Source organism: Modestobacter lapidis, from assembly GCF_054780755.1.
Map to the genome: position 1 here is coordinate 120,715 of NZ_BAAGVS010000005.1, position 23,081 is coordinate 143,795.

A 23,081-nucleotide genomic window follows, 5' to 3' on the forward strand; every position below is an offset into this window, starting at 1 on the left:
ATGGCAGCTCCGACCCGGAAGGCCGCGATCGTCGGCGGCAACCGCATCCCCTTCGCCCGCTCGAACTCCCGGTACGCCCGGGCGTCCAACCAGGACATGCTCACCGCCACCCTCGACGGGCTGGTCGCCCGCTTCGGGCTGCAGGACGAGCGGCTCGGCGAGGTGGCGGCCGGCGCCGTCCTCAAGCACGCCCGGGACTTCAACCTGACCCGGGAGAGCGTGCTGGGCTCCCGGCTGGCGGCGAGCACGCCGGCCTACGACGTCCAGCAGGCGTGCGGGACCGGTCTGGAGGCCGCGATCCTGGTCGCCAACAAGATCGCCCTCGGGCAGCTCGAGTCGGGCATCGCCGGCGGCGTCGACACCACCTCCGATGCCCCGATGGCCATCAACGAGGACATGCGCCGGGTGCTCCTGGCGGTCAACAGCGCCAAGACGGTCCAGCAGCGGCTCAAGGCGCTGGCCGGAATCCGGCCCGGCCAGCTGCTGCCCGAGGTGCCGCGCAACGCCGAGCCGCGCACCGGGCTGTCGATGGGTGAGCACGCGGCGATCACCGCCGCCGAGTGGGAGATCGGCCGCGAGGAGCAGGACGAGCTCGCCGTCGCCTCGCACCGGAACCTGGCCGCCGCCTACGACCGCGGCTTCTTCGACGACCTGGTCACCCCCTACCTCGGGCTGGCCCGCGACCAGAACCTGCGGCCGGACTCCTCGCCGGAGAAGCTGGCCACGCTGCAGCCGGTGTTCGGGAAGGGCGAGGGCGCCACGATGACGGCGGGCAACTCCACCCCGCTGACCGACGGCGCCTCCGCCGTCCTGCTGGGCTCCGACGAGTGGGCCGCCGCGAAGGGTCTGCCGGTGCTCGCCCACCTGGTCGACGCGCAGACCGCCGCCGTCGACTACGTGCACGGCGGCGAGGGCCTGCTGATGGCCCCGGTGCACGCCGTCCCGGTGCTGCTGGCCCGCAACGGGCTCACCCTGCAGGACTTCGACTTCTACGAGGTGCACGAGGCCTTCGCCTCCACCGTGCTGGCCACCCTCAAGGCGTGGGAGGACCCGGCGTACTGCAAGGACACCCTCGGCCTGGACACCCCGCTCGGCGCGATCGACCGGTCGAAGCTCAACGTGAACGGATCGTCGCTGGCCGCCGGCCACCCGTTCGCCGCGACCGGGGGCCGGATCGTCGCCACCCTGGCGAAGCTGCTGCACGAGGCCGGCCCGGGCAAGCGCGGCCTGATCTCCATCTGCGCCGCCGGCGGCCAGGGCGTCGTCGCCATCCTGGAGTCCTGATCGTGTCCCTACGCTCTTCCGGGCTCGAGCACGTGGAGGACCCATCGTGAACGACTGGTACCGCAACTTCGCCAACTCCGGCGTCGGGACGACGATCACCAGGCAGCTCGGCCTGCCCCGGCCGGCCGTGCTGCGCCGGTACGAGCCCGGCCAGCCGCTGCTGCCCGGCCCGGCCGTGGTCGGCTCGGCGGCCGCGGGGCGGCTGGCCGACCGGCTGACCGCGCTGCTGCAGGACGCCGGGGTGCCGGTGCAGTCGCTCGGCACCGCAGACGGGCCCGAGGACGGCGAGCGCCCGGCCGCCGTCCTGCTCGACGCGACGGGGCTGACCGGCCCGGCCGACCTCGCCGGCGTGCACGCCTTTCTGGCCCCGGCGGTCAAGCGGCTGCGGCCGAGCGGGCGGGTGCTCGTGCTGGCCGACCCACCGGCCGAGGCGGCCACGCCGGCCCAGGCCGCGGCCCGGCAGGCCCTGGATGGGCTGGTCCGGTCCGTCGCCAAGGAGCTGCGCGGCGGGTCGACGGCCAACCTGGTGCTCGTCCCGGCCGGCGCCGAGGAGGCGCTGGCCGCGCCGGTGCGGTTCTTCCTCTCCGGCCGGTCGGCCTACGTGGACGGCCAGCAGGTCACGGTGTCGGCCCCGGTGGCCCCTGCGGTGCAGGACGAGGAGCGGCCGCTGACCGGCAAGGTCGCCGTCGTCACCGGCGCGGCCCGCGGCATCGGCGCGGCGATCGCCCGGGTGCTGGCCCGGGACGGCGCGCACGTGGTCGCCGTCGACGTGCCGGCCGCCGGTCAGGCGCTGGCCGGGATCGCCAACGAGGTCGGCGGAGCAGCGCTGCAGCTGGACATCACCGCCGCGGACGCCGCGAGCCGGCTGGTCGAGCACCTGCGCGAGCGGCGTTACGCGGGCGTAGGCCCTGGCGTGGACATCGTCGTCCACAACGCCGGCATCACCCGGGACAAGCTGCTGGTGAACATGGACGCCGACCGCTGGAACACGGTGATGACGGTCAACCTGCAGGCCCAGCTCGACCTCACGCAGGCGCTGCTGGACGCCGACGGCCTGCTGCGGCCGGCCGCCCGGGTGGTCTGCGTCAGCTCGCAGTCGGGGATCGCCGGCAACCGCGGCCAGACCAACTACGCGGCCAGCAAGGCGGGGGTGATCGGCATGGTGCGCGCATGGGCGCCGGAGTTCGCCGGGCGCGGCGCGACGATCAACGCGGTCGCACCGGGCTTCATCGTCACCGAGATGACGGCGTCGATGCCGGTCGGCACCCGGGAGGTCGGTGCGCGGCTGAACTCGCTGCAGCAGGGTGGCCTGCCGGTCGACGTGGCCGAGACGATCGCCTGGCTGGCGCAGCCGGCCAGCGGCGGGGTCAACGGCCAGGTCGTGCGGGTCTGCGGCCAGTCGCTGCTGGGGGCGTGACCGTGGCCGAGCGCACCGTGCTGGCGGAGGCACCGAACCTGCCCGCGCTGTTCGGCCGGGCCGCGCTGAGCGCGCGTGGCCGCGGCGGCGACCTGCCGGCGACCCGGCTGGCCCGGGTGGGCGTCCCGGTGGACGCCGCGCAGGCCGCCGACTACGCGCGGGTCTGCGGTTTCCCGCTCACCGACACCCTGCCGGTGACCTTTCCGCACCTGCTCGCCTTTCCGCTGCAGGTCGCCCTGATGGCCGACCCGGCCTTTCCGCTCGCGCTGCCCGGGCTGGTGCACGTGCGCAACTCCATCTCGTCGATCCGGCCCGTCCGGGCGTCGGCGGAGCTGGACGTCGAGGTCTGGGCCGAGCGGTTCGCTGCGCACGTGCGGGGCGCGACGGTGGACCTGTGCGCGTCGGTGTCCACCGGCGGCACGGAGGTGTGGCGCGGCCGGTCGACGTACCTGGCCCGCGGCGCCACCGCGCCGGCGGGTGCCCCGGACGCCGACGTCACGGTGGACGTGGTCGCCCTGGACCGGACCGCGGCCCAGTGGCGGGTGCCCGCCGACACCGGCCGACGCTACGCGAAGGTCTCCGGTGACGTGAACCCGATCCACCTGTCGACGCTGTCGGCGAAGGCGTTCGGGTTCAAGCGGGCCATCGCGCACGGCATGTGGGTGCAGGCCCGGGCGCTGGCGGCGCTGTCGGGCCGGCTGCCCGAGGCGGCCGACGTGGACGTCGCCTTCCGCAAGCCGCTCTTCCTGCCCTCGACGGTCACGCTCGGCACCGAGCAGGTGGACGGCGGCTGGGACCTCGCCGTTCGCAACGCCGGCAGCGGCGCGGAGCACCTGGTCGGCACGGTCCGCCCGCGCTGACCCTCCGCGTGGCTCGAGTGGGCAGTTGCGGTCGCTGCGCCCGGCGGGTCTGCCGGTGTCGCCGACCGCAACTGCCCACTCGGCCGGAGGGGTCGGCCTACGGCGCGGACGGCGCGGTGACGAGCCGCTCGGTGACCAGGCGCGGGCGGGCAGCGGCCAGGCCAACCGCGGTCTGGGCGACGACGAGCACCAGCAGGAGCGCCAGCCCGAGGTTCCAGCCTTCGGTCAGGTCGTGCAGCAGGCCGACGCTCAGTGGCCCGGTGGCGGCCAGCAGGTAGCCGGTGCTCTGCGCGGCCGCGGACAGCCGGCCGGTCTGGGCGACGTCCCGGGTGCGCAGCAGGATCAGGGTCATGGCCAGCGGGAAGGCGACGCCGGTGCCCAGGCCGTAGAGCAGCGCCCACAGCACGGGTGCCGTACCGGGGGCGACCAGCAGTCCGAGGATGCCCGCCGCGATCAGCCCACCGGCCAGCAGCACCCAGCGCCCCTGGTTCGGATGGCGCGCGGCGAGGGTGGGCACGACCAGCGACGCCGGCGCGCCCACGGCGGCGGCCAGGGCCAGCAGCCCGCCGGCGGCGACGGGGGAGATGCCGGCCTCGGTCTGGAGGACGTCGGGCAGCCAGGCCAGCATCGAGTAGAAGCTGAGCGACTGCAGTCCGAAGAACAGCGTCACGAGCAGCGCGACGCGGTCGCGCAGGATGGCGCGCCGGGTCGGCTGGGCCGGCGCGGCCGTGTGGGGCCGGGCCCGGGCGAGGACGGCGATCGCGGCCGCCGCGGGGACCGTGAGCAGCAACCACAGCGCGAGCCCCGTGCCCGCACTGCCGCTGACCGCGGTGAGCGGCTGGGCCAGCCCGGCGCCGATGGCCGCCGACAGGGCCATCGAGCACACCACCACCCCGATGACGGTGGGGGCGCGCTCGCCGTACTCGGCGCGGGCCACCGCAGGCAGCAGCACGTTGCACACCGCGATGCCGCCGGTGAGCAGCACCGTGCCGAGGAAGAGCCCCGCCGTTCCGCCCAGCCGGACCGCCACACCGAGGGACAGGACCACCGCGGCGGCCAGCACTGCGCGGTGCACGCCGAGCCGGGCGGCGAGCGCCGGGGCGAAGGGGGAGACCAGGCCGAAGCAGACCAGCGGCAGGGCGGTGAGCGCCCCGAGGGCGGCGGTGGACAGCTCGAACTCGGCGCGGAGGTCGGCGGCCACCGGTCCGACGGCGGAGAACGGGCCGCGCAGGCACAGGGCGATCAGTACGAGCGCCGCGGCGGGAGCGAGGAACCGCAGCCGCCCACCGGCGCGAGTGGCGCGCGGGCCGGGGCCGACGCTCGACGATGAACTCACGTGGCCATCTTCGGTGGTGTGGTCCCCGCCGAGGTCAGCGGGTCGCCGGCGCACAGCCGGTATCCAGGTAGCCGCCAGTTGATTTGGCAGAACAAGCCAAGGGAAGGCCTGGATATCTCCATGTAACGGTTTGATAACGCGACGTAACACCGTCGCGTCGGCGCATGTTGCGGTGATTCCCGCATGGTGTTGTTCTCTTGCACCCGGGAACCCGGGTCGACGTGCCCGGCGTTCCGGGCCATGTCCCTCGGGGGAGCACCGCGTGAGCATCAAGAGCCCGTCCCGGCGCTGGGGCAGCCTGCTGGCTGCCAGCACCATCGCCCTGTCCACCGCTGTCCTCGGCGTCTCCGGCGTCGCGAACGCCGAGACCGACCCGGTCACCACCCCCGTCTGCGTGGACCCGGGCGACGCCGACGCCGCCGCTGCTGCCGCCGCCGCTGCTGCTGCCGAGGCCGCTCTGGTGGCCCGGACCGCTGCCGACGCCGCCGCTGCCGCCGCCGTCGATGCCGCCGAGGCCGCCGCCGTCGCGACTGCCACCGCTACCGCGGCTCTCGCTGACGCCGCGACCGCTGCTGCAGCCGCCGAGGCCGCTGCCCTCCTGGCCGACGAAGCCAAGGCGACTGCTGTCAACGCTCTCGCCGCCCTCGACCTCGTCAAGGCCGACGCCGCGGCTGCCGATACCGACCTCCTCGCCGCCCAGACGGCTGCCGGTACCGCGCAGACCGCTGCCGATGAGGCCGCGGCGAGCGCTCAGCTCGCTGCCGCCGCCCTGGTGACCGCCGACGCGCTGGTCGACACCACGGCCCAGGCCAAGCTCACCGCCGACACTGCCGCCGCCGACGCGCAGGCCGACGCGGACGCCGCTCAGACCGCTGCCGACAACGCCCAGACCGCTGCCACCAGCGCCCAGACCGCTGCTGACGAGGCCCAGGCCACTGCCGACGCTTCCGGTGATCCCGCAGACCAGACCGCTGCCGACGAGGCTGCCGCTCTCGCCGTGACGGCTGCCGAGGAGGCTGCGACCGCTGCCGGCCTGGCCGCCACCGCTTCCGCCGATGCTGTGACCGCTCACGACGCCGCGGCCACCGCTGCGACCGATGCCTCTGCGGCTGAGGCCGACGCCGTGCTGGCCGCTCAGGCTGACACCGACGCTGCCGCGGCCAACACCCTGGCCGCTCAGGCCCTCACGGACGCTCTCACGAACCTCACCGTGGCCGAGACCGCGGCCGGGGAGGCTCAGGTGGCTCTCACGGCCGCGCAGGGCGCCGCCGACGAGGCCGTAGCCGCCGAGACCGCTGCCGTCCAGGCCGCTGCCGCTGCCGCCGAGGAGGTTGTCGCCAAGGACGCTGCCGCCCTGGCCGCTGCCGCCGACGCCGAGGCCGCCGAGGCTGCTGCCACCGAGGCGCAGGCCACCGCCGACAAGGCCGAGGCCGACGCCGTCACGGCCCAGGCCGAGGCCGATGCGGCCGCCGCGGCCGCCGGCATCTCCACTGGCGCGGCGCTGTACACCCTCGGTGAGGGCAAGGCCGCCGCGACCATCGCCACGGTCGCTGCCGCCACGGACTGCACCACCGACGGCACCCTCCCGCCGGTGACCCCGACCATCCCGACCATCCCCACCATCCCCACCACGCCGGAGGTCACCACGCCGGAGGCTCCGCAGGCCTCCATCGGCGCCGTCCGCGACGTCAAGGCCGTCGTCGGCACCTCGTCGATCCTGGTCAGCTGGACCGCGCCGGCCGACGACTCGGCCGTCGTGGGCTACGAGGCCTTCGCCAACCCGGTCGGCGCGCAGAGCAGCCAGGACCTGGTGTCCTGCATCGTCAGCGCCGCCGTCCGCACCTGCCTGCTCGGTGTCCAGGCCGACGTGGCCTACACCGTCGGCGTCTACGCGTTCGACAAGGACGCCAACCTGAGCGAGTCCGCCGGCTTCCTCGAGACGTCCGTGGTTCCGGCCCCGGTCAAGGCCACCACCGTGCCGGCCGCCACCCCGGGCAGCACCGCGCTCAAGAACAGCGACGGCACGGCGATCTCCAAGGTCACCGCCGGCCAGAAGATGACCCTCAAGGGCGAGGGCTACCTGCCCTTCTCCACGGTCGCCCTCTACGTCTACTCGGAGCCCACGTTCCTGCAGAACGTCACGGCTGACGAGAACGGCAACTTCACCGTCGACGTCACGATCCCGGCCAACCTGGTGAACGGCGAGCACAGCCTGGTCGCCAGCGGCGTGGACCTGAACGGCAACCCCTACGTCGTCCGTGCGGACTTCACCGTCACCGGTGGCGTCGCCGCCGCCAGCAGCGGTGGGCTCGCCTACACCGGCGCCTCGGTCGCCGTCCCGCTGATCGGTGGCCTGGCCGCCCTCGGCCTCGGTGGCGGGCTGCTCGTCGCCTCGCGCCGCCGCAACACCCAGGAGGCGTGACCTCCGCCGCCGGTAGGCGGTAGCACCACGGTTCGGGCCCTGCTCCTCTCGGAGCAGGGCCCGAACTGCGTCATCAGCGGCCCTCCGTCACGGCAGGGCGGCGAGGACGGCGTCCAGCACCCGGTCGGGCCCGAACCGGATGACGTCGTCGGCGACCAGGCCGGTCGCCGCCTCGGCCTCGGCGATCGCCGCCCGGGCCCCGGCCCCGTCCAGGTGGGCGGTGTTCAGCGCGACCGCCGCCACCGGCGCCGGCCGCACCCAGCCGGCCGCCTGCTCGTAGCCGCGGACGATGTCGGCCAGCCCCGGCAGCGGGGTCCGCGGGTAGTCGACGATCGCCGTCTGCCCGGCCCGGTGGCAGAGCACCAGGGCGTCGGCCGAGGAGCCGTGCAGCAGACCGAGCGTGACGCCGGAGTACGCCGGGTGGTAGATCGAGCCCTGGCCCTCCAGCCACAGCAGGTCCCCGCGGGCGGCGCCCTCCCGCACCAGCCGGTCGGCGGCCCCGGCGACGTAGTCGGAGACCACCGAGTCGACGGCGATGCCCCAGCCGGAGATCGCCACCCCGGTCTGGCCGGTCGCCACGAACACCGATCGCCGGCCGCGGTTCCGGGCCGCCCGGTCCAGCTCCAGCACGACGCTCATCTTCCCGATCGCGCAGTCCGAGCCGACCGTGTGCACCACCCGGGCGGCGAGCGGCTCCGAGCGGGGCACGTCCAGGTCCGCCGGGGCGGCGCGCAGGTTCCGGATCTCCGCACCGTGCTCGCGGGCCAGCCCGGCCAGCGTCGGGTCGGTGCGCAGGTCGGTGTGCAGCCCGGCCTCCACGTGCAAGCCCAGCCGCAGTGCCCCAGCCAGCAGCGCGTGCCACTCCGGGGTCAGCCGGCCACCCAGCGGCGCGACTCCCAGCAGCACGGTGGTCGCCCCGCGCTCCGCGGCCGCGGCCACGTCGGCGACCACCGGGGCGGGGTGGTCGCAGAACGGCACGACGTCGACGGCCCGGCGCCCGGCGTGCACCTGGTCGACGACGCACACCACCTCGCGTGTGCCGTAGCGGAGCACCCCGTGCGCGGTCTTGGCGTAGGACTCGGTCAGCTGACCGGCGGTGAGCACGGCCAGCCGGTCGACGCTCATCGGGCCTCCGCCGGGGTGAGACCGAGCCCGGGGGCGTCGGGGAGGACGACCCGGCCGGCGTCCAGGCCCAGGCCGGTGAACGGCTGGTCGGAGATCAGCAGGTGCCCGTCCAGGTCGACCAGGTCGGCCAGCGACCCGAGCTGGGCGGCCTGGGCGATGCCCAGCTGCGACTCGATCATGCAGCCGAGCATGACCCGCAGACCCAGGGCCGCCGCCGCAGACAGCATCCGGTGCGCCTCGCGGATGCCGCCGCACTTGGCGAGCTTCACGACGACGCCATCGGCGTGCCGGGCGGCTGCGGGCACCGAGGCCAGGTCGGTGCACCCCTCGTCGAGGAAGACCGGCAGCCGGCCGGGCAGCTCGCGGTACCGGGCGAAGGAGTCCAGGTCGGCGGCGGGGAAGGGCTGCTCGATCAGCTCCACGCCGAGTTCGCGCAGCCGCGGCAGCAGCTCCCGGACGCCGTCCAGCGTCCAGCCCTCGTTCCCGTCGACCCGCAGTCGAGCAGGGGATACCGCACGGATCGCGGCCAGCCGGCCGAGGTCGTCCGGGCCGCCCACCTTGACCTTGTAGACCTCGAACCCAGGTGCCCGGCGCACCCGGGCCACCGTCTCCTCGACGCTGGAGATGCCGATCGTGAAGCTGGTCGGGGGCTGCCGGCCGTCCAAGCCGAGCAGCCGCCAGACCGGCAGCCCGTAGTGCCGCCCCACCCAGTCGTGCGCCGCGCCGTCCAGGGCCATCTTCGCGCCCTGCGGCCCGTCCCAGGCCCGCAGCCGGCGCGCGATGCCCTCCAGGTCGCGCAGGTCGCTCCCGAGCAGGGCCGCGCCGTCGGCCTCCACGGCCGCGGCCATCCCGGCCACCGACTCCCCGGCGTAGCCCACCGGCGCACCCTCGCCGTGGCCGGTCGCGCCGGCGGCGTCGACCCGGACGACGAGCACCTCCTCGGTGTCCACCGACGAGCGGGCGATGGTGAAGGTGTCGCGCAGGTGCAGCGTCCGTGCCCGGCAGGTCACGGCCACGGTGTCGCGGGCCATCGGCATCGCTCCTCGTCGGCGGGCCGCTCCGGGCGGCGGGCCCCACCCTGGCAGGCGGCCGGCAAGATCTCGAACGGGCAACGATCCCGCGCCTGCCTGTGCGCCGGCGGAGCGCGAGGAACAGGGTCGGGGGTGCGCGAGACCGTCGAACCGCTGGAGGTAACCCGTGCGCTGTCCACGAATCCTGCTGCTCGCCACCGCGGGCGGTCTCGCCCTGACCGCCTGCGGCGGCGGCGAGAGCGTCGACACGGGCGGGGGTGACGGCGGCGGCGGAGACGTCCTGGTCGCCGCCGTCAGTGCCCAGCCCGACCAGTTCGACCCGCACGTGACCAGCGCCTACCCCAGCTTCCAGGTGCTCGAGAACGTCTACGACACCCTCGCCGTCCCGAATCCCGAGGACCTCACGATGGAGCCGAGCCTGGCGACCGGGTGGGAGACCAGCGAGGACGGGCTGACCTGGACCTTCACCCTGCGGGACGACGTCACCTTCCACGACGGCAGCACGTTCGACTCCGCCGACGTCGTCTACTCGTACAACCGGATCATCGACGAGGAGCTGAACAACGCCTACCGGTTCGCCAACGTCGAGTCGGTCACCGCCGACGGCCCGGGCACGGTGGTCATCCAGGTGAGCCGGCCGACGCCGAACCTGCCGGCGCTGATCGGGGCCTTCAAGGGGATGGCGATCCTCCCCGAGGGCGCCGCCGAGGAGTACGACCTCACCACCGAGGCGGTGGGCACCGGGCCGTTCACGCTGGAGAGCTCCGACGCGAGCAGCACCGAGCTCGCCGCCTACGAGGACTACTGGGGTGGCGCGCCCGGCATCGGCGGGGTCGAGTTCCGGTACATCACCGAGCCCGCCGCGGCGCTCACCGCGCTGGAGAACGGCGAGGTGCAGTGGACCGACAACATCCCGCCGCAGCAGATCGAGCCGCTCTCCGACAGCGATGCCGTCGAGCTGGCGACCACCCCGAGCGTCGACTACTGGTACCTGTCGATGAACTACGCGCGCGAGCCGTTCGGCAACCCGCAGGTGCGCCAGGCGATCGCCACCGCGATCGACCGGGGTGCGGTCACCGAGGCGGCCCGCTTCGGCGCGGCCGAGCCGAACCAGACGGCGATCCCCGAGGACAGCTACTTCCACACCGACTACGCGCCGTACGACGCCGACCCGCAGGCCGCGCAGCAGCTGCTCCAGCAGGCCGGGGTGCAGACCCCGATCAGCATGGGGCTGATGGTCACCGACGAGTTCCCCGAGACGGTGACCGCCGCCCAGGTGATCGCCAGCCAGCTGCAGCCCATCGGCATCGACGTCGACGTCCAGACGGTCGACTTCGCCACCTGGCTGGACCGGCAGGCCCAGGGCGACTTCGACGCCTTCCTGCTCGGCTGGCTGGGCAACATCGACCCGTTCGACTACTACCACTCCCAGCACATCACCGGCGGGGCGAGCAACTACCAGGGCTACAGCAACCCGCAGGTCGACCAGCTGCTCACCGCCGCGGCCGGCGAGACCGACCGGGAGGCCCGCAAGGAGCTCTACGACCAGGCCGCCCAGCTCATCGTGGACGACGCCTCGTACGTGTACCTGTACAACCCCGACGTCGTGCAGGCCTGGACGCCGGGGCTCAGCGGGTACACGATCCGGCCGGACAAGGCGATCAACTTCGAGGACGTGGAGCTGCCCTGACCGGGTACCTGCTGCGGCGCACCGGGCAGTCGGTCGTCGTGCTGATCGGGGTGAGCATCATCGTGTTCGCCCTGATCCAGTTCGTCCCCGGCGACCCGGTGCGCCTGGCCCTGGGCACCCGCTTCTCCCAGGAGACCTACGACGCCCTGCTCGAGCGGTCCGGCCTGGACCAACCCGTCCTGCAGCAGTACTTCACCTGGTCCGGGCGGGCGCTCACCGGCGACCTCGGGGTGAGCTTCCGCAGCGGTGAACCGGTGACCGCGCTGATCCTGGAGCGGCTGCCGGCCACCCTGACCCTGGCGCTGGCGGCGATCCTCGTCGCCCTGCTGATCGCCGTTCCGCTGGGCACCCTGTCGGCGCTGCGCCCCCGGTCGCTGGTCGACCGGGGGGCCACCGTGCTCAGCCAGATCGGCATCTCGGTGCCCGACTTCTGGATGGGCATCGTCTTCATCCTGGTCTTCGCCGGCACCCTGGGCTGGCTGCCCTCGGGCGGGTACGTCCCGCTGACCGAGGACCCGTGGGGCTGGCTGCAACGGCTGATCATGCCGGCGATCGTCACCGGGGTGGTCTCCGGCTCGGTGATCACCCGGTTCGTCCGCTCCAGCGTGCTGGAGGCGCTGGGCCAGGACCACGTCCGGACGGCGCAGGCCAAGGGCCTGCCGGCCCGGCAGGTGCTCAGCTGGCACGTGCTGCGCAACGCCCTGCTCCCGCTGGTCACCGTGACCGGCGTGCAGCTGGCCTACCTGCTCTCCGGGGTGGTGGTGGTGGAGATCGTCTTCGCCTGGCCGGGGCTCGGGCAGCTGGCACTGCAGGCGGTGCAGGCCCGCGACTACCCGGTGCTGCAGGGCGCCGTGCTGCTGTTCGCCCTGGTCTTCCTGCTCGTCAACCTGGTGGTGGACCTGCTCTACAGCCGGCTCGATCCGCGGATCGCCCGCCGATGACCACCCCCGCCGACCCGGGCCCCGGCCGCACCGTTCCCTCGACGCAGCCGGCGCCGCAGACGGTGACCGACCGGCCACCCGGTGCGGGCTCGGACACGGCTGCGGGAACGCTGCGGCCGGCCCGGCCGCGCTGGCGCGAGACGCTGGGCCTGCTGGCCCGCAACCCCACCGCGCTGATCGCCGCGCTCGTGGTGCTGGGGATGATCGTCGTCGCCCTGCTCGACGAGCAGCTGGCCCCGGAGGGCCCCAACGAGATCGACGTTGGCGCCCGGCTGCAACCACCGAGCCCGGACCACCCGTTCGGCACCGACGACCTGGGCCGGGACGTGTTCTCCCGGGTCATCCTGGGGGCCGCGGTCTCGCTGCGGGTGGGGCTGATCGCGGTCAGCATCTCCCTCGTCGTCGGCACCCTGATCGGCCTGCTCGCCGGCTTCTACGGCAAGTGGGTGGACGACGTCCTGATGCGCCTGATGGACATGCTGTTCGCCTTTCCCGCGGTGCTGCTGGCGATCTCCATCGTCGCCATCCTCGGCCCGGGCCTGACCAACACCACCATCGCCATCGGCATCGTCTACATCCCGATCTTCGCCCGGGTCACCCGGTCCAGCGTGCTCGGCGTCCGGGAGGAGGTGTACGTGCGCGCCGCACGCTCGGTCGGCTCCTCCGACGTGCGGCTGCTGGCCCGGCACGTGCTGCCCAACGCGGCGCCGCCGATCATCGTGCAGACGTCGGTCAGCCTCGCCTTCGCCGTCCTGTCCGAGGCGGCGCTGTCCTTCCTCGGCCTGGGCACCCAGCCGCCGGACCCCTCCTGGGGTCTGATGCTGTCCGAGGGCCGCGGGTACATCGAGCTGGCCTGGTGGATCGCGGTCTTCCCCGGGCTGGCGATCTTCCTGCTGGTGCTGTCGTTCAACCTGCTCGGCGACGGGCTGCGGGACGTGCTCGACCCGCGGCAGCGCACCGCGATGAGCGGGGGCCGCCAGTGACTGTGACTGCGCCGCTGCTGGAGGTCGAGGACCTGCACGTCCGGCTGCGCACGCCGCGGGGCACCGCGTCGGTGGTCAACGGGCTCAGCTACACCGTGGGTGCGGGCGAGACCGTGGCGGTGGTCGGGGAGTCCGGCAGCGGAAAGAGCGTCTCGGTGCTCGCCCTGCTGGGGCTGCTCCCGGCCGGCGTCGCGACCGTGACCGGCCGGGCGCTGCTCGACGGCGAGGACCTGCTGGCCATGCCCGCCGACCGGCTGCGCCAGCTGCGCGGGCCCGGTGTCGGCATGGTGTTCCAGGACCCGATGACCTCGCTGAACCCGGTGCTGACCGTGGGCCGGCAGCTGGTCGAGGGGATCCGGGCGCACGTCGACGTCCCGAAGGCGGTCGCCCGCCGGCGCGCCGTCGAGCTGCTCGGCGAGGTCGGGCTGCCCGGCCCGGAGAAGGCCGTGGACCGCTATCCGCACGAGCTCTCCGGCGGGATGCGCCAGCGGGTCATGATCGCGATCGCGCTGAGCAACTCCCCGGCGTTGCTGATCGCCGACGAGGCGACCACGGCGCTCGACGTCACCGTGCAGGCGCAGATCATCGACCTGGTCCAGCGGCTGCAGGCCGACCACGGCACCGGCGTCGTCTGGATCACCCACGACCTGGGGGTCGTCGCCGGGATCGCCGACCGGGTGCTGGTCATGTACGGCGGGCGGTGCGTGGAGGACGGCACGGTGGACGACGTCCTGGAGCGGCCCGCGCACCCCTACACCCGCGGGCTGCTCGGCGCCCTGCCCGACCTGGCCGTCGCGCGCGCGGACGGCGGGCTCCCCGACCTGGCCACCGTGCCGGGCACGCCGCCCGCGCCGACCGACCTGCCGGCGGGCTGCGTGTTCTGGCCGCGCTGCCCGGTGCGGGCCGACCCCCGGTGCGAGACCGAGCAACCCCCGCTCGCCCACGTCAGAGGCCAAAGTCGTGACTTTGGCCCCTCCTTGGCGCACCGGGCGGCGACCTGGTGCGCCGAGGACGGCGGGGCCCCGGGGACGACGGAGGAGGACCGGTGAGCGACGACGTCCTGGTCTCCGCGCGGGGGCTGCAGGTCCACTTCCCGGTCCGCGGCTCCGGCCTGCTGCGCCGGACCACCGGTGCGGTGCGCGCGGTCGACGGGGTCGACCTGGACATCCGTCGCGGCGAGACCCTCGGCCTGGTCGGGGAGTCCGGCTGCGGGAAGTCCACGCTGGGCAACGCGCTGCTGCGGCTGGTCGAGCCGACCGGTGGCTCGGTGACCTTCGACGGCACCGACGTCACCGGGCTCTCCGCCCGCGGGCTGCGCGACCTGCGCCGCCGCGCCGGGATGGTGTTCCAGGACCCGTTCGCATCCCTCGACCCGCGCCGCACGGTGGCCCAGACCGTCGCCGAGCCGCTGGAGGTGCACGGCCTGCGGTCCGGCAAGCGGGAGCGCGCCGCCCGGGTGGGGGAGCTGCTGGAGCTGGTCGGGCTCGACCCGGCGGTGGCCGGGCGGTACCCGCACGAGTTCTCCGGGGGGCAGCGCCAGCGCGTCGGCATCGCCCGGGCGCTCGCGGGTGAGCCGGACTTCCTGGTGTGCGACGAGGCGATCGCCTCGCTGGACGTGAGCGTGCAGGCCCAGGTGCTCAACCTGCTGCGCCGCCTGCAGCGCCGGCTGGGGCTGACCTACCTGTTCATCTCCCACGACCTGTCGGCGGTGCGGTACCTCTCGGACCGGATCGCGGTGATGTACCTCGGGCGCGTGGTCGAGGTCGGTCCGGCCGCGGCGGTGGGCGGCGACCCGCAGATGCCCTACACCCAGGCGCTGCTGTCCGCGGTGCCGCTGGCGAAGCCGGCCGAGGAGCGTGCCCGCGAGCGGATCGTGCTCACCGGGGACGTGCCGTCACCGGCGGCGGTGCCCAGCGGCTGCCGGTTCCGCACGCGCTGCCCGTACGTCTTCGAGCCGTGCGACCGGGTCGACCCGGCGCTGCAGCCGGCCGGTGCCGCCGGTCAGGTGGCCGCCTGCCACCTGCACGGGGTGGTCGGGACGCCGGTGGCGCAGGAGCAGGACGCGGCGGCGCCGTCCCGGAGGCCGTGAGTCCTGCGGTTCTCCTGCCGGTCCTGCGGTGCTGCACCACCGCAGGACCGGTGGCAGAACCGCAAGAGCCCGGCCCGCCGGCAGGTCAGCCCCGGCCGCTGCGGCTGGGACGCCGGCCCTGCCGGGAACCGGAGCGGGAGCCGGGCCGAGGACGCCGCTGGTCGCGGCCGGGACCGCCCCGGTCGCTGCCGTCCCGCCCGCCCCGGCCGGCCGGCGGTCCGCTGCACGGCCGGCAGGTGCTGAACCACGGGGCGATCGCCGTTCCGCACTCCGCGCACTTGCCCGACCGGCCCAGGGCGATCGCGCCGGGCAGCAGCTCGGTGATCGTCTCGGCGCACTCCTCCTCGACCCAGGCGGCGTCGTCGCTGCTCAGGCCGGCGACCCCGGGGAACTGCCGCAGCAGCGTCTGGGCGTCGCGCGCGCCGGCCGCGGCCTGCTCGAACTCCTCGACCGTGCCGCCGACCGGGACGTCGGGGAGCACCGTCTCCGGCGCTACGGGCAGCCCGACGGCGTGCTGCAGCGCTGCCTTGGCCAGCACCAGCCAGCGGGTGCGCCGCGGCGGGTTGTAGTCGATGGCCAGGTTGACCAGGCGCCAGACGGTGTCGAGGTCACCGGCCGCGCCGAGCGGCCCGCGCAGCAGCGGCAGCAGGGCGTGCACCCGGACGACGAGGCTGGTGACGTCGTCGGCGGTCATCGCCTCGTCGCGGGTGGCGGCGCGGGCCCAGGCCATCCACCGGGTGAGCGCCTCGGGCAGGTCCTGGGGCTCGAAGGCGCCGAGGTCGGCGAGCTCGGGACGCAGCCGGGGCGCGCGGCGGGGCAGGTCGCTGATCGCGTCGCCGCGGGCGACCTCGGCACCGGCCATGAGCAGCCCCTGGGAGGGCTTGAGCCCGGCGACGCCGATCAGGATGCCGACCTGGCCGTGCCCGGTGAGCCCGTAGCGGCCGGCCCGGCCGGCGATCTGGGCGGTCTCCCAGGTGCGCAGGGGGCGCATCTCGGTGCCGTCGAACTTGGTGGTCTCGGCGAAGAGCACCGTGGTCGCCGGGACGTTGATCCCGTGGCCGATCACGTCGGTGGTGACCAGCACCTCGAGCTCGCCGGTGGTGAACCGTTCGATGACCTCGCGGCGGGTGGCCGGGGGCAGCGCCCCGTACAGGACGCCGACCTTTCCGGGCCGGTGCTGGTCGAGCTCGGCGGCGACGGCGTAGACGGCCTTGCGGGAGAACGCGACGACCAGCGTCTGCGGCCGCACCCCGTTCGCCCGCACCGGGGCGCGCAGCACGTCGAGCCGGGACAGCCGCTTGTGGTTGACCACCTCGACGTGCTTGGCATCGGCGACCAGCGGCTTGAGCAACAGGTAGGCCTCGGCGGCGGAGATCAGGTGCATCACCCGGTAGTCGCCGGTGAGCAGCAGCCGGGCCCAGTGGTGGCCGCGGTCGGGGTCGGCGACCCAGTGCGACTCGTCCAGCACGAGCATCTCCCCGCGCATCGGGGCCTTCTCCACCGTGCAGCACACGATGGGCGCGTTCGGGTCGATCTCCTCCTCGCCGGTGGAGAGCCCGACGGTGCCGGGGGGCAGCTCGGCGGACAGCCGGGCGTAGGCCTCGTGGGCCAGCTGGCGCAGCGGCGCGGCGTAGACGCCGCTGCCGGTGCGGGCCAGGGCCTGCAGCGACTCGTAGGTCTTGCCGGAGTTGGTGGGCCCGAGGTGGAACACGACCTCCTCGGGGCGGGTGGTGCGCGCCGGCAGGGCGGGCGCGGCGCCGTCGACCCAGATCTGCTGGGCGCGCTTCTCGTTGCGCGCCTCGACGCGGTCGGCGTCGCGGGTGGCGGCCTCGCGGCCCGCGCTGCGCTCGCGGCGGCGGGTGGACGGCTGGGGGGCGGTCACAGGCAGGCGGTGTCCTTCGATCAGGCGGGCTCTGGGGGACGTCGACGCGCCCGTGCGCGGACCGTCCGAAATGGTGAACGCCCGCAGCGGCCTGATCATGCCCGTTTCGCCGACCTGACGGTTCCGACGGGCCGTTGTCAGCAGTCCTCACCACTCCGAACGCGGAAACGATCCGGTTTCGACTCATAACAGTTGGCACAAGTTGGGGTCAAACTGCACCATGCAGCGCAGATCACGGTTCGATAACGGCTCACACCATCGTCGCGCCGCCACCCGGGCGGGGCCGGGGCCGGTGGTCCAGTCCTCCCCGTGTCCGGCACCCCGGACCGACGAGGCCCGGCGTTCCGGGCACACCATTCCTGGGAGTCCGGCGTGCGCACAGCATCCCCATCCCGTCGTGCGGCCGGCCTGCTGGCCGTCGCCACGATCGGCATGTCCACCGCAGTCCTCAGCGTTTCTGGCGTCGCTTCCGCGACGCCGGTCCCGGCCCTGTCCTTCTCCACCGTGGACGGCGACACGACCTCGGGAGCGGTGCCCGAGGGCATCTGCGGCATCGCCTGGCGGGTCATCGGCGGCGAGGGTGGCGTGGACGTCGACGGCGCGCCCGGGCAGCCCGGTGGCGAGCTGAGGGTCACCACCGAGGTCTCCGCCGGAGAGGACTTCACCCTGTCGGCCGGCGCCGCCGGCACGGGCACCGCCGGCGCGGACAGCGTGGTCACCCTGGCCGGGGCCGAGGTCCTGATCGCCGCCGGCGGGGAGCTGGCCGGGCTCGGCCAGCCGCAGAACGAGATCCTGGTGCCCTGGCCGGGGAGCCAGCCGTTCTACGACTCCTCGGGCGCCGCCGAGGGCAACACCCTCGAGGGCTCGAACGCAACCGGTGCCGGCCTCGTCGCGGGCGAGGGCGTGCTCTGCAGCGCGCCGCCGGCACCGCAGGTGGAGCTCACCGACACCGAGGTCGGGGAGAACTCGATCACCGTGCGCTTCTTCGAGCCGAGAACCTCGTGGGAGGGCGAGCAGCTCCGGGACTACGAGGGCAGCGGCATGCCCTACGCCGACGTCACCGGCTACGACATCAAGGTCGACGGCGGCGCCTGGGCGCCGATCACCCCGGTGCGCGATGCGGACGACGCCCAGGACGAGGCGCTGTACGCCACCGTCACCGGCCTGACCAACGGCACCGCGCACACCGTCCAGCTGCGCACCACCAGCATCGTGGGCGTCGGCGGTGAGAGCGCCGTCGTCACCGCCACGCCGGTGCACACCTACCCCGCCCCCAGCGACGTGACCGTCAAGACCGGGGTCAGGTCCCTGACCGTCAGCTGGAAGGCGCCTGCCGACAGCGCGGGAATCACCGGCTGGGGCGTCGAGGCGTACCCGCAGTTCGAGGGCGACCCCCAGGGCCAGGACCTCGCCGTCGGCACGTGCGCCACCGAGGCCGACGACTACAACTGCACCTTCCCGGTGAAGGCGGGCTGGAACTACTACGTCGGCGTCGCCGCGCTGGCCGAGGGCGACTACCGCAACACCGGCTCCGAGCCGGTCCGGAGCGGCACGGTGCCCGGCTTCGTGGCGCCGACCGCGGTGCCCACGGCGTCCGCGCCGCTGGCGACCACGGACGCGGACAAGTCGGTCGCGGTCGGCGAGCTGGTCAAGGTGAACGGCTCCGGCTACCTGCCGGGCTCCTCGGTCGACATCGTCATGTACTCGACCCCCCAGGTCCTCGCCACGGTCGTGGCCGACGCCAACGGCGACTTCACTGCGATCGTGACCGTGCCCGAGGGCCTGGCCGACGGCACGCACAACCTGGTGGCGGCCGGCGTCGACGAGGACGGCAACCCGCGGTACCTGGTCGTCGAGGTCACCGTCACCGGCGGCGTCGCGGCCGTGGCGGCTGTCGTCTCCGACAGCACCTCCCTCGCCACCACCGGCGGCCTGGCCTACACCGGCTTCACCGCGCTGCCCTTCGTGGGTGCCGGCGTGCTGGCCCTCGGGGTCGGTGGCGGCCTGCTGGTCGTCTCCCGTCGTCGCCAGGCCTGATCTCCAGCACTACCTCAATACCAGGCCACCGGCCCCGTCCCGCACCCGCGGGCGGGGCCGGTGCCCGTTGCCCGGTCAGTCGCCCGGTCCGGCGGGCTCGTCCCGGGCGGCGTCCTGCTGCTGGCGGAAGCGCAGCGACTCGATCAGCACGTAGCCGAACAGCACGCTCCAGGCGCAGCTGAGGAACGCCTCCCCCCATTCGGCGCCCACGAGGTGCAGCACCGCCTGCACGAGGTTGTAGAGGAGCGCGCCGGCGGCGAGCACCTGCACACCCCTGTGCTCGAACCAGGGCGGGCGGAACGGAGCGGTGGCCACGGCGCAACGCTAGGCCGAGCCCGGATACGCTCCCCTCTCCGGTCTCCTGCTGCGCCGCTGCGGCGGTCAGGGGGTCTGGAGGAGGGCTCGCCTAGTGGCCGATGGCGGCGGTCTTGAAAACCGCTATGGGGTAACACCCATCGTGGGTTCGAATCCCACGCCCTCCGCTCAGCTCGCCTGAACGGCCGGCAGCTCGACCGTGGAGGGTGTGCGTGGACGTAGCGTTGCTGGTGGCCGGCGGCATCGTCGTCTTCCTCGCCAGCGTGCTGGCCGGCGGCACGGGCTTCGGCTACTCCCTGGTGTGCGCCCCGCTGCTGCTGCTCGCCGGCATCCCACTGGTCGACGTGGTCGTCGTCAACCTCAGCGTCGGCGTCGCGACCCGGTTGGGCGCCGTCCTGCGGCTGCGGCACTCGGTCAACCGGCAGCGCTCCACCTACCTGCTGGCCGGCTGCGTGCCCGGCCTGCTGGTGGGCTACCTCGTCCTCGACCTGGTGAACGAGAACGCGCTCAAGGTGACGGCCGGGAGCGTGGCGGTCGTCGCCGCCGTCTTCCTGCTGCTCCGGCGGCCGGCCGTGAGCTCCGGCGCGCCGGAGGCCCCGTCCCGCGTCGCGCCGGGCGTCGCCGGGATGCTGGGCGGGTTCCTCGGCATCACCACCTCGATGAACGGCCCGCCGCCGGTGATCCTGCTGTCGCACCGCAACGTGGCACCCCGGGAGTTCATCGCCGACATGGCGGTGTACCTGCTCGTGTGCAACGCCCTCGCCCTGGCCCTGATCGGGCTGGCCGGTGGCCTGTCGTGGGAACGGGTGGGGCTGCTGCTGGTGTGCTGGCTGCCCGGCGCGGTGCTCGGCAACGTCGTGGGGGTGACCTACGGCTCCCGGCTGCCCCTCGCCCCGTTCCGGCTGCTCACCCTGGGTCTGGTGCTGGTCACCGGGCTGACCACGGTGGCCACGTCGATCGGCTGACCAGCAGCGACCCACCGCGCGACCGGGTCGCCGTCGCTCCCGGCCGACGGCTGCTCAGCGCAGCCGCCGCGCCGCCCCGGCGAGGGTGCGCGCGGTCAGCCGGCCGTCGGCCAGCCCGAGCGCGACGACGTCGTCGAACACCCGCTGGTCGGCCGCAGCCGCCTGCACCGCGGCGTCCATCACGGCCGGCCACCGGCTCAGCTGCGACGCGGCGCCGGACGCGCGCAGGTGCCGGCCCAGCCGCGCCCGCAGCAGCTGCCGGTGCGCCCGGCCCGCCGCCGCCCCGTGCGCGGCGGCCGCGCCGGCCAGCGCCCCGGACAGCACCGCGTAGAAGATGCCCTCCCCGGTGAGCGGGTTGATCAGCGACTGCGCGTCGCCGGCCAGCAGTACTCGGCCGTCGGGCAGCCGGGGCCGGCCGGTCGACAGGGGCAGCCGGTGCGCCCGCAGCCCGGACGGCGCCGCGCCCGGCAGCAGCCGGTGCAGCCCGTCGACCAGCCCGGCGCGGGTCACGTCCCCGGTGACCAGCTCGCCGTAGCCGACGTTGGCCCGGCCGTCGCCGATTGGGAACGACCAGGCGTACGCCGGCCAGCGCCGCCCGGTGGTGGCGATGACCTGGACGCCCGCCTGGCCGGGCAACTCGGGCGCGTAGCCGCGGATCGCCACCGCCAGCCGGTCGGGTGCGTTGCCCGGCAGGCCCAGCGATCTCCGGACGGCGGACTCCGCGCCGTCCGCGCCCACCACGACCCCGGCGGTGAACCGGCCGTCGACGTCGACGTGCGTGGGGTGGGCGGTGACCCGGCGGACGGTGTGCCGGGTGAACTCCGCACCGGCCGCGAGCACCTGGCCCAGCAGCCGGCCGTCGAGCACCGCGCGCGGGACCGTCCGGGCCGGGCGGTGCATCGCGCGCTCGACCATCGTCCCGCGCGGGGAGGTGAGCCGCAGCCGGGGAACGGCCGGGAAGCCCTCGACCAGCGCCTCGGCGTCCAGGCCGAGCCCGGCCAGGACGTCGAGCGCCTCGAGGGCGACGCCGTCGCCGCAGACCTTGTCCCGCGGGAAGTCGGCCCGGTCGACCACCAGCACCCGGCAGCCGGGGGCGGCGCGGAGCGCGGCCGCGGCGCAGGCCGCCCCCGCCGGACCGCCGCCGACGACCAGCACGTCCACCTGCACCGACCCGACGTTAGCGGAACCGGCTCCGCAGATCGGGCTTGCGGATCTTTCCCGTGGCGGTCTTGGGCAGCTCGTCGACGAACTGGAAGTGGCGCGGCATCTTGAACCCGGCCAGCCGGGCCCGCAGCGCGGTGCGTAGCGCCTCGACGTCCTCGCCCGCGCCGGGGGTGGCGACGACGATCGCCAGCCCCACCTCACCCCACTTGTCGTCGGGGACGCCGATCACCGCCGCCTCCTGCACCGTGGGCAGCTCCAGCAGCGCCGACTCGACCTCGGCCGGGTACACGTTCTCCCCGCCGGAGATGATCATGTCCTTGTACCGGTCGCGGATGTAGAGGAAGCCCTCCTCGTCGACCGAGCCCGCGTCGCCGGTGTGGTACCACCCGTCGCGCAGCACGGCGGCGGTCTGCTCGGGCTCGTTCCAGTAGCCGGCCATCACGTTCGGCCCCTGGACGACGACCTCGCCGACCTCACCCGGCGCCACCGCGGCTCCGTCGGGGCCGAGCACCCGGACGTCGGTGAAGAAGCACGGCTTGCCCGCCGAGCCGAGCTTCCGCTCGGCGTCGGTGGAGTCGAGCACGGTGCAGCCCGGCGCGGCCTCGGTCATCCCGTAGGCCTGCTGCATGGTGATGCCCCGGTTCTGCCAGGTGCGCAGGGTGGACAGCGGCAGCGGCGCGCCGGCCGCGCCGATGGTGCGCATCGCGGACAGGTCGCGGGTGGAGAAGCCCGGCTCGCGGGCCATCGCGTCCAGCATGGTCGGGACGGCGAAGAAGGAGTTCACCCGCTGCGCCTCCATGACCTCCAGCGTGCCGGCCGGGTCGAACCCGCGGACGACGACGGCGCACCCGCCGCGCAGCAGCGTCGGGTTGACCGTGCCGTTGAGCCCGCCGATGTGGAACAGCGGGGCGAGGGCGAGGGTCCGCTCGTCGGCGGTGAAGTCCATGCCCAGCACCTGGTTGACCGCGTTCCACGTCATGTTGCCGTGGGTGAGCACCGCGCCCTTGGGCCGCCCGGTGGTGCCGGACGTGTACATGATCAGACACGGGTCCTCCAGCGTCACCGGCTCGTCGCGGGACTCCTCGGCCGCCGCGGCGAGCAGGTCCTCGTAGGGCAGCGAGTCGGAGCCGCCGGCGACCGGCGGCTCGGCCGCGACCCAGGCGCGCACGCCGGGCAGCCGGTCGCGCAGCGCGTCGGCGACCGTGCCGTGGTCGCGGCCGTGGACGACGACCGAGGCGCCGGAGTGCTGCAGCACGAACTCCGCCTCGGTCGCGGTGAGCCGCCCGTTGACCGGCACCCAGATCGCGCCGAGCTGCCCGCAGGCGTACAGCGTCTCCAGCGCCGACGGGTGGTTGCCGCTGACCCAGGCCACCCGGTCGCCGGCCTGCACGCCGAGGGCGGCCAGCGCCGACACGGTGCGCCGCACCCGCAGCGCGAAGGCGCCGTGGGACGTCGTCGTCCCCTCGAACCAGAGCGCGTCCTTGTCCGGGGAGATGCGCAGCCGCCGCTCCGGCCAGGAGCCGATGCCCGCGTTGCGCAC

Annotated in this window: 18 protein-coding genes and 1 tRNA gene; 12 read left to right on the forward strand and 7 right to left on the reverse strand. The window is 74.5% G+C overall.

All coding sequences use genetic code 11. The annotated features are described in order from the left end of the window. The 3 genes from ACYVG5_RS08970 to ACYVG5_RS08980 are packed head-to-tail and all read left to right on the forward strand — an operon-like array spanning position 1 to position 3,561. Positions 1–1,284: an acetyl-CoA C-acetyltransferase gene (locus tag ACYVG5_RS08970; protein ID WP_222048953.1), complete on the forward strand. Its 1,284-nt coding sequence runs from the start codon at positions 1–3 to the stop codon at positions 1,282–1,284. Positions 1,285–1,330: 46 nt separating this feature from the next. Further along, positions 1,331–2,701 (forward strand): 3-oxoacyl-ACP reductase, encoded by a 1,371-nt coding sequence (locus ACYVG5_RS08975; protein ID WP_222048952.1) that lies wholly within the window; start codon positions 1,331–1,333, stop codon positions 2,699–2,701. A 2-nt stretch (positions 2,702–2,703) separates the two neighbouring features. After that, complete coding sequence (locus tag ACYVG5_RS08980; RefSeq protein ID WP_222048951.1) at positions 2,704–3,561, forward strand: MaoC family dehydratase; 858 nt, start codon at positions 2,704–2,706, stop codon at positions 3,559–3,561. Positions 3,562–3,658: 97 nt separating this feature from the next. On the opposite strand, the gene ACYVG5_RS08985 is transcribed toward ACYVG5_RS08980, so the two are convergent. After that, the gene (locus ACYVG5_RS08985) at positions 3,659–4,897 is read right to left on the reverse strand and encodes an MFS transporter (protein WP_460683108.1); all 1,239 of its coding nucleotides are present in this window, start codon (positions 4,895–4,897) and stop codon (positions 3,659–3,661) included. Between the two features lie 262 nt (positions 4,898–5,159). On the opposite strand from ACYVG5_RS08985, the gene ACYVG5_RS08990 reads away from it, so the two are divergent. Then, on the forward strand, positions 5,160–7,319 hold the full coding sequence (locus ACYVG5_RS08990) for a fibronectin type III domain-containing protein (RefSeq protein ID WP_222048950.1): 2,160 nt from the start codon (positions 5,160–5,162) through the stop codon (positions 7,317–7,319). Positions 7,320–7,406: 87 nt separating this feature from the next. On the opposite strand, the gene ACYVG5_RS08995 is transcribed toward ACYVG5_RS08990, so the two are convergent. Beyond that, positions 7,407–8,444, reverse strand: coding sequence for a DUF1611 domain-containing protein (locus tag ACYVG5_RS08995; protein ID WP_222048949.1), 1,038 nt, complete (start codon positions 8,442–8,444; stop codon positions 7,407–7,409). Beyond that, positions 8,441–9,475, reverse strand: a complete 1,035-nt coding sequence (locus ACYVG5_RS09000; RefSeq protein WP_222048948.1) for a dipeptide epimerase — start codon at positions 9,473–9,475, stop codon at positions 8,441–8,443. Before ACYVG5_RS09000 ends, ACYVG5_RS08995 begins: the two co-directional genes overlap by 4 nt. Positions 9,476–9,641: 166 nt before the next feature. On the opposite strand from ACYVG5_RS09000, the gene ACYVG5_RS09005 reads away from it, so the two are divergent. Genes ACYVG5_RS09005 through ACYVG5_RS09025 form a run of 5 tightly spaced genes read left to right on the forward strand, consistent with a single transcriptional unit; the run spans position 9,642 to position 15,178 of the window. Next, the gene (locus ACYVG5_RS09005; RefSeq protein WP_222048947.1) at positions 9,642–11,165 is read left to right on the forward strand and encodes an ABC transporter substrate-binding protein; all 1,524 of its coding nucleotides are present in this window, start codon (positions 9,642–9,644) and stop codon (positions 11,163–11,165) included. Positions 11,166–11,176: 11 nt separating this feature from the next. Beyond that, on the forward strand, positions 11,177–12,106 hold the full coding sequence (locus ACYVG5_RS09010) for an ABC transporter permease (RefSeq protein WP_460683118.1): 930 nt from the start codon (positions 11,177–11,179) through the stop codon (positions 12,104–12,106). Further along, positions 12,103–13,089 (forward strand): ABC transporter permease, encoded by a 987-nt coding sequence (locus ACYVG5_RS09015; protein ID WP_222048946.1) that lies wholly within the window; start codon positions 12,103–12,105, stop codon positions 13,087–13,089. The genes ACYVG5_RS09010 and ACYVG5_RS09015 overlap by 4 nt, the downstream gene beginning before the upstream one ends. Then, positions 13,086–14,138: an ABC transporter ATP-binding protein gene (locus ACYVG5_RS09020; RefSeq protein WP_460683109.1), complete on the forward strand. Its 1,053-nt coding sequence runs from the start codon at positions 13,086–13,088 to the stop codon at positions 14,136–14,138. The genes ACYVG5_RS09015 and ACYVG5_RS09020 overlap by 4 nt, the downstream gene beginning before the upstream one ends. Beyond that, a complete protein-coding gene (locus ACYVG5_RS09025) occupies positions 14,135–15,178 on the forward strand; it encodes an ABC transporter ATP-binding protein (protein ID WP_222048945.1) in 1,044 nt (347 codons plus the stop codon). Before ACYVG5_RS09020 ends, ACYVG5_RS09025 begins: the two co-directional genes overlap by 4 nt. 85 nt (positions 15,179–15,263) lie before the next feature. Here ACYVG5_RS09025 and ACYVG5_RS09030 read toward each other — a convergent pair whose 3' ends face one another. After that, entirely contained in the window at positions 15,264–17,060 is a 1,797-nt protein-coding gene (locus tag ACYVG5_RS09030; RefSeq protein WP_222048944.1) for a helicase-related protein, read from the reverse strand. 372 nt (positions 17,061–17,432) lie between these two features. Between ACYVG5_RS09030 and ACYVG5_RS09035 the strand changes: the two genes are divergently transcribed. Then, positions 17,433–19,097, forward strand: a complete 1,665-nt coding sequence (locus ACYVG5_RS09035) for a fibronectin type III domain-containing protein (RefSeq protein ID WP_222048943.1) — start codon at positions 17,433–17,435, stop codon at positions 19,095–19,097. A 75-nt stretch (positions 19,098–19,172) separates the two neighbouring features. Here ACYVG5_RS09035 and ACYVG5_RS09040 read toward each other — a convergent pair whose 3' ends face one another. Continuing rightward, entirely contained in the window at positions 19,173–19,412 is a 240-nt protein-coding gene (locus ACYVG5_RS09040) for a hypothetical protein (RefSeq protein WP_222048942.1), read from the reverse strand. 80 nt (positions 19,413–19,492) lie between these two features. Between ACYVG5_RS09040 and ACYVG5_RS09045 the strand changes: the two genes are divergently transcribed. Together ACYVG5_RS09045 and ACYVG5_RS09050 are read left to right on the forward strand one after the other, a co-directional pair. Continuing rightward, positions 19,493–19,579, forward strand: a tRNA-Ser gene (locus ACYVG5_RS09045). Between the two features lie 45 nt (positions 19,580–19,624). Then, positions 19,625–20,377, forward strand: coding sequence for a TSUP family transporter (locus ACYVG5_RS09050; RefSeq protein ID WP_222048941.1), 753 nt, complete (start codon positions 19,625–19,627; stop codon positions 20,375–20,377). A 54-nt stretch (positions 20,378–20,431) separates the two neighbouring features. On the opposite strand, the gene ACYVG5_RS09055 is transcribed toward ACYVG5_RS09050, so the two are convergent. Both ACYVG5_RS09055 and ACYVG5_RS09060 read right to left on the reverse strand, forming a co-directional pair. After that, positions 20,432–21,544, reverse strand: a complete 1,113-nt coding sequence (locus ACYVG5_RS09055; RefSeq protein WP_222048940.1) for an NAD(P)/FAD-dependent oxidoreductase — start codon at positions 21,542–21,544, stop codon at positions 20,432–20,434. 10 nt (positions 21,545–21,554) lie between these two features. Further along, positions 21,555–23,081: an acyl-CoA synthetase gene (locus ACYVG5_RS09060; protein ID WP_222048939.1), complete on the reverse strand. Its 1,527-nt coding sequence runs from the start codon at positions 23,079–23,081 to the stop codon at positions 21,555–21,557.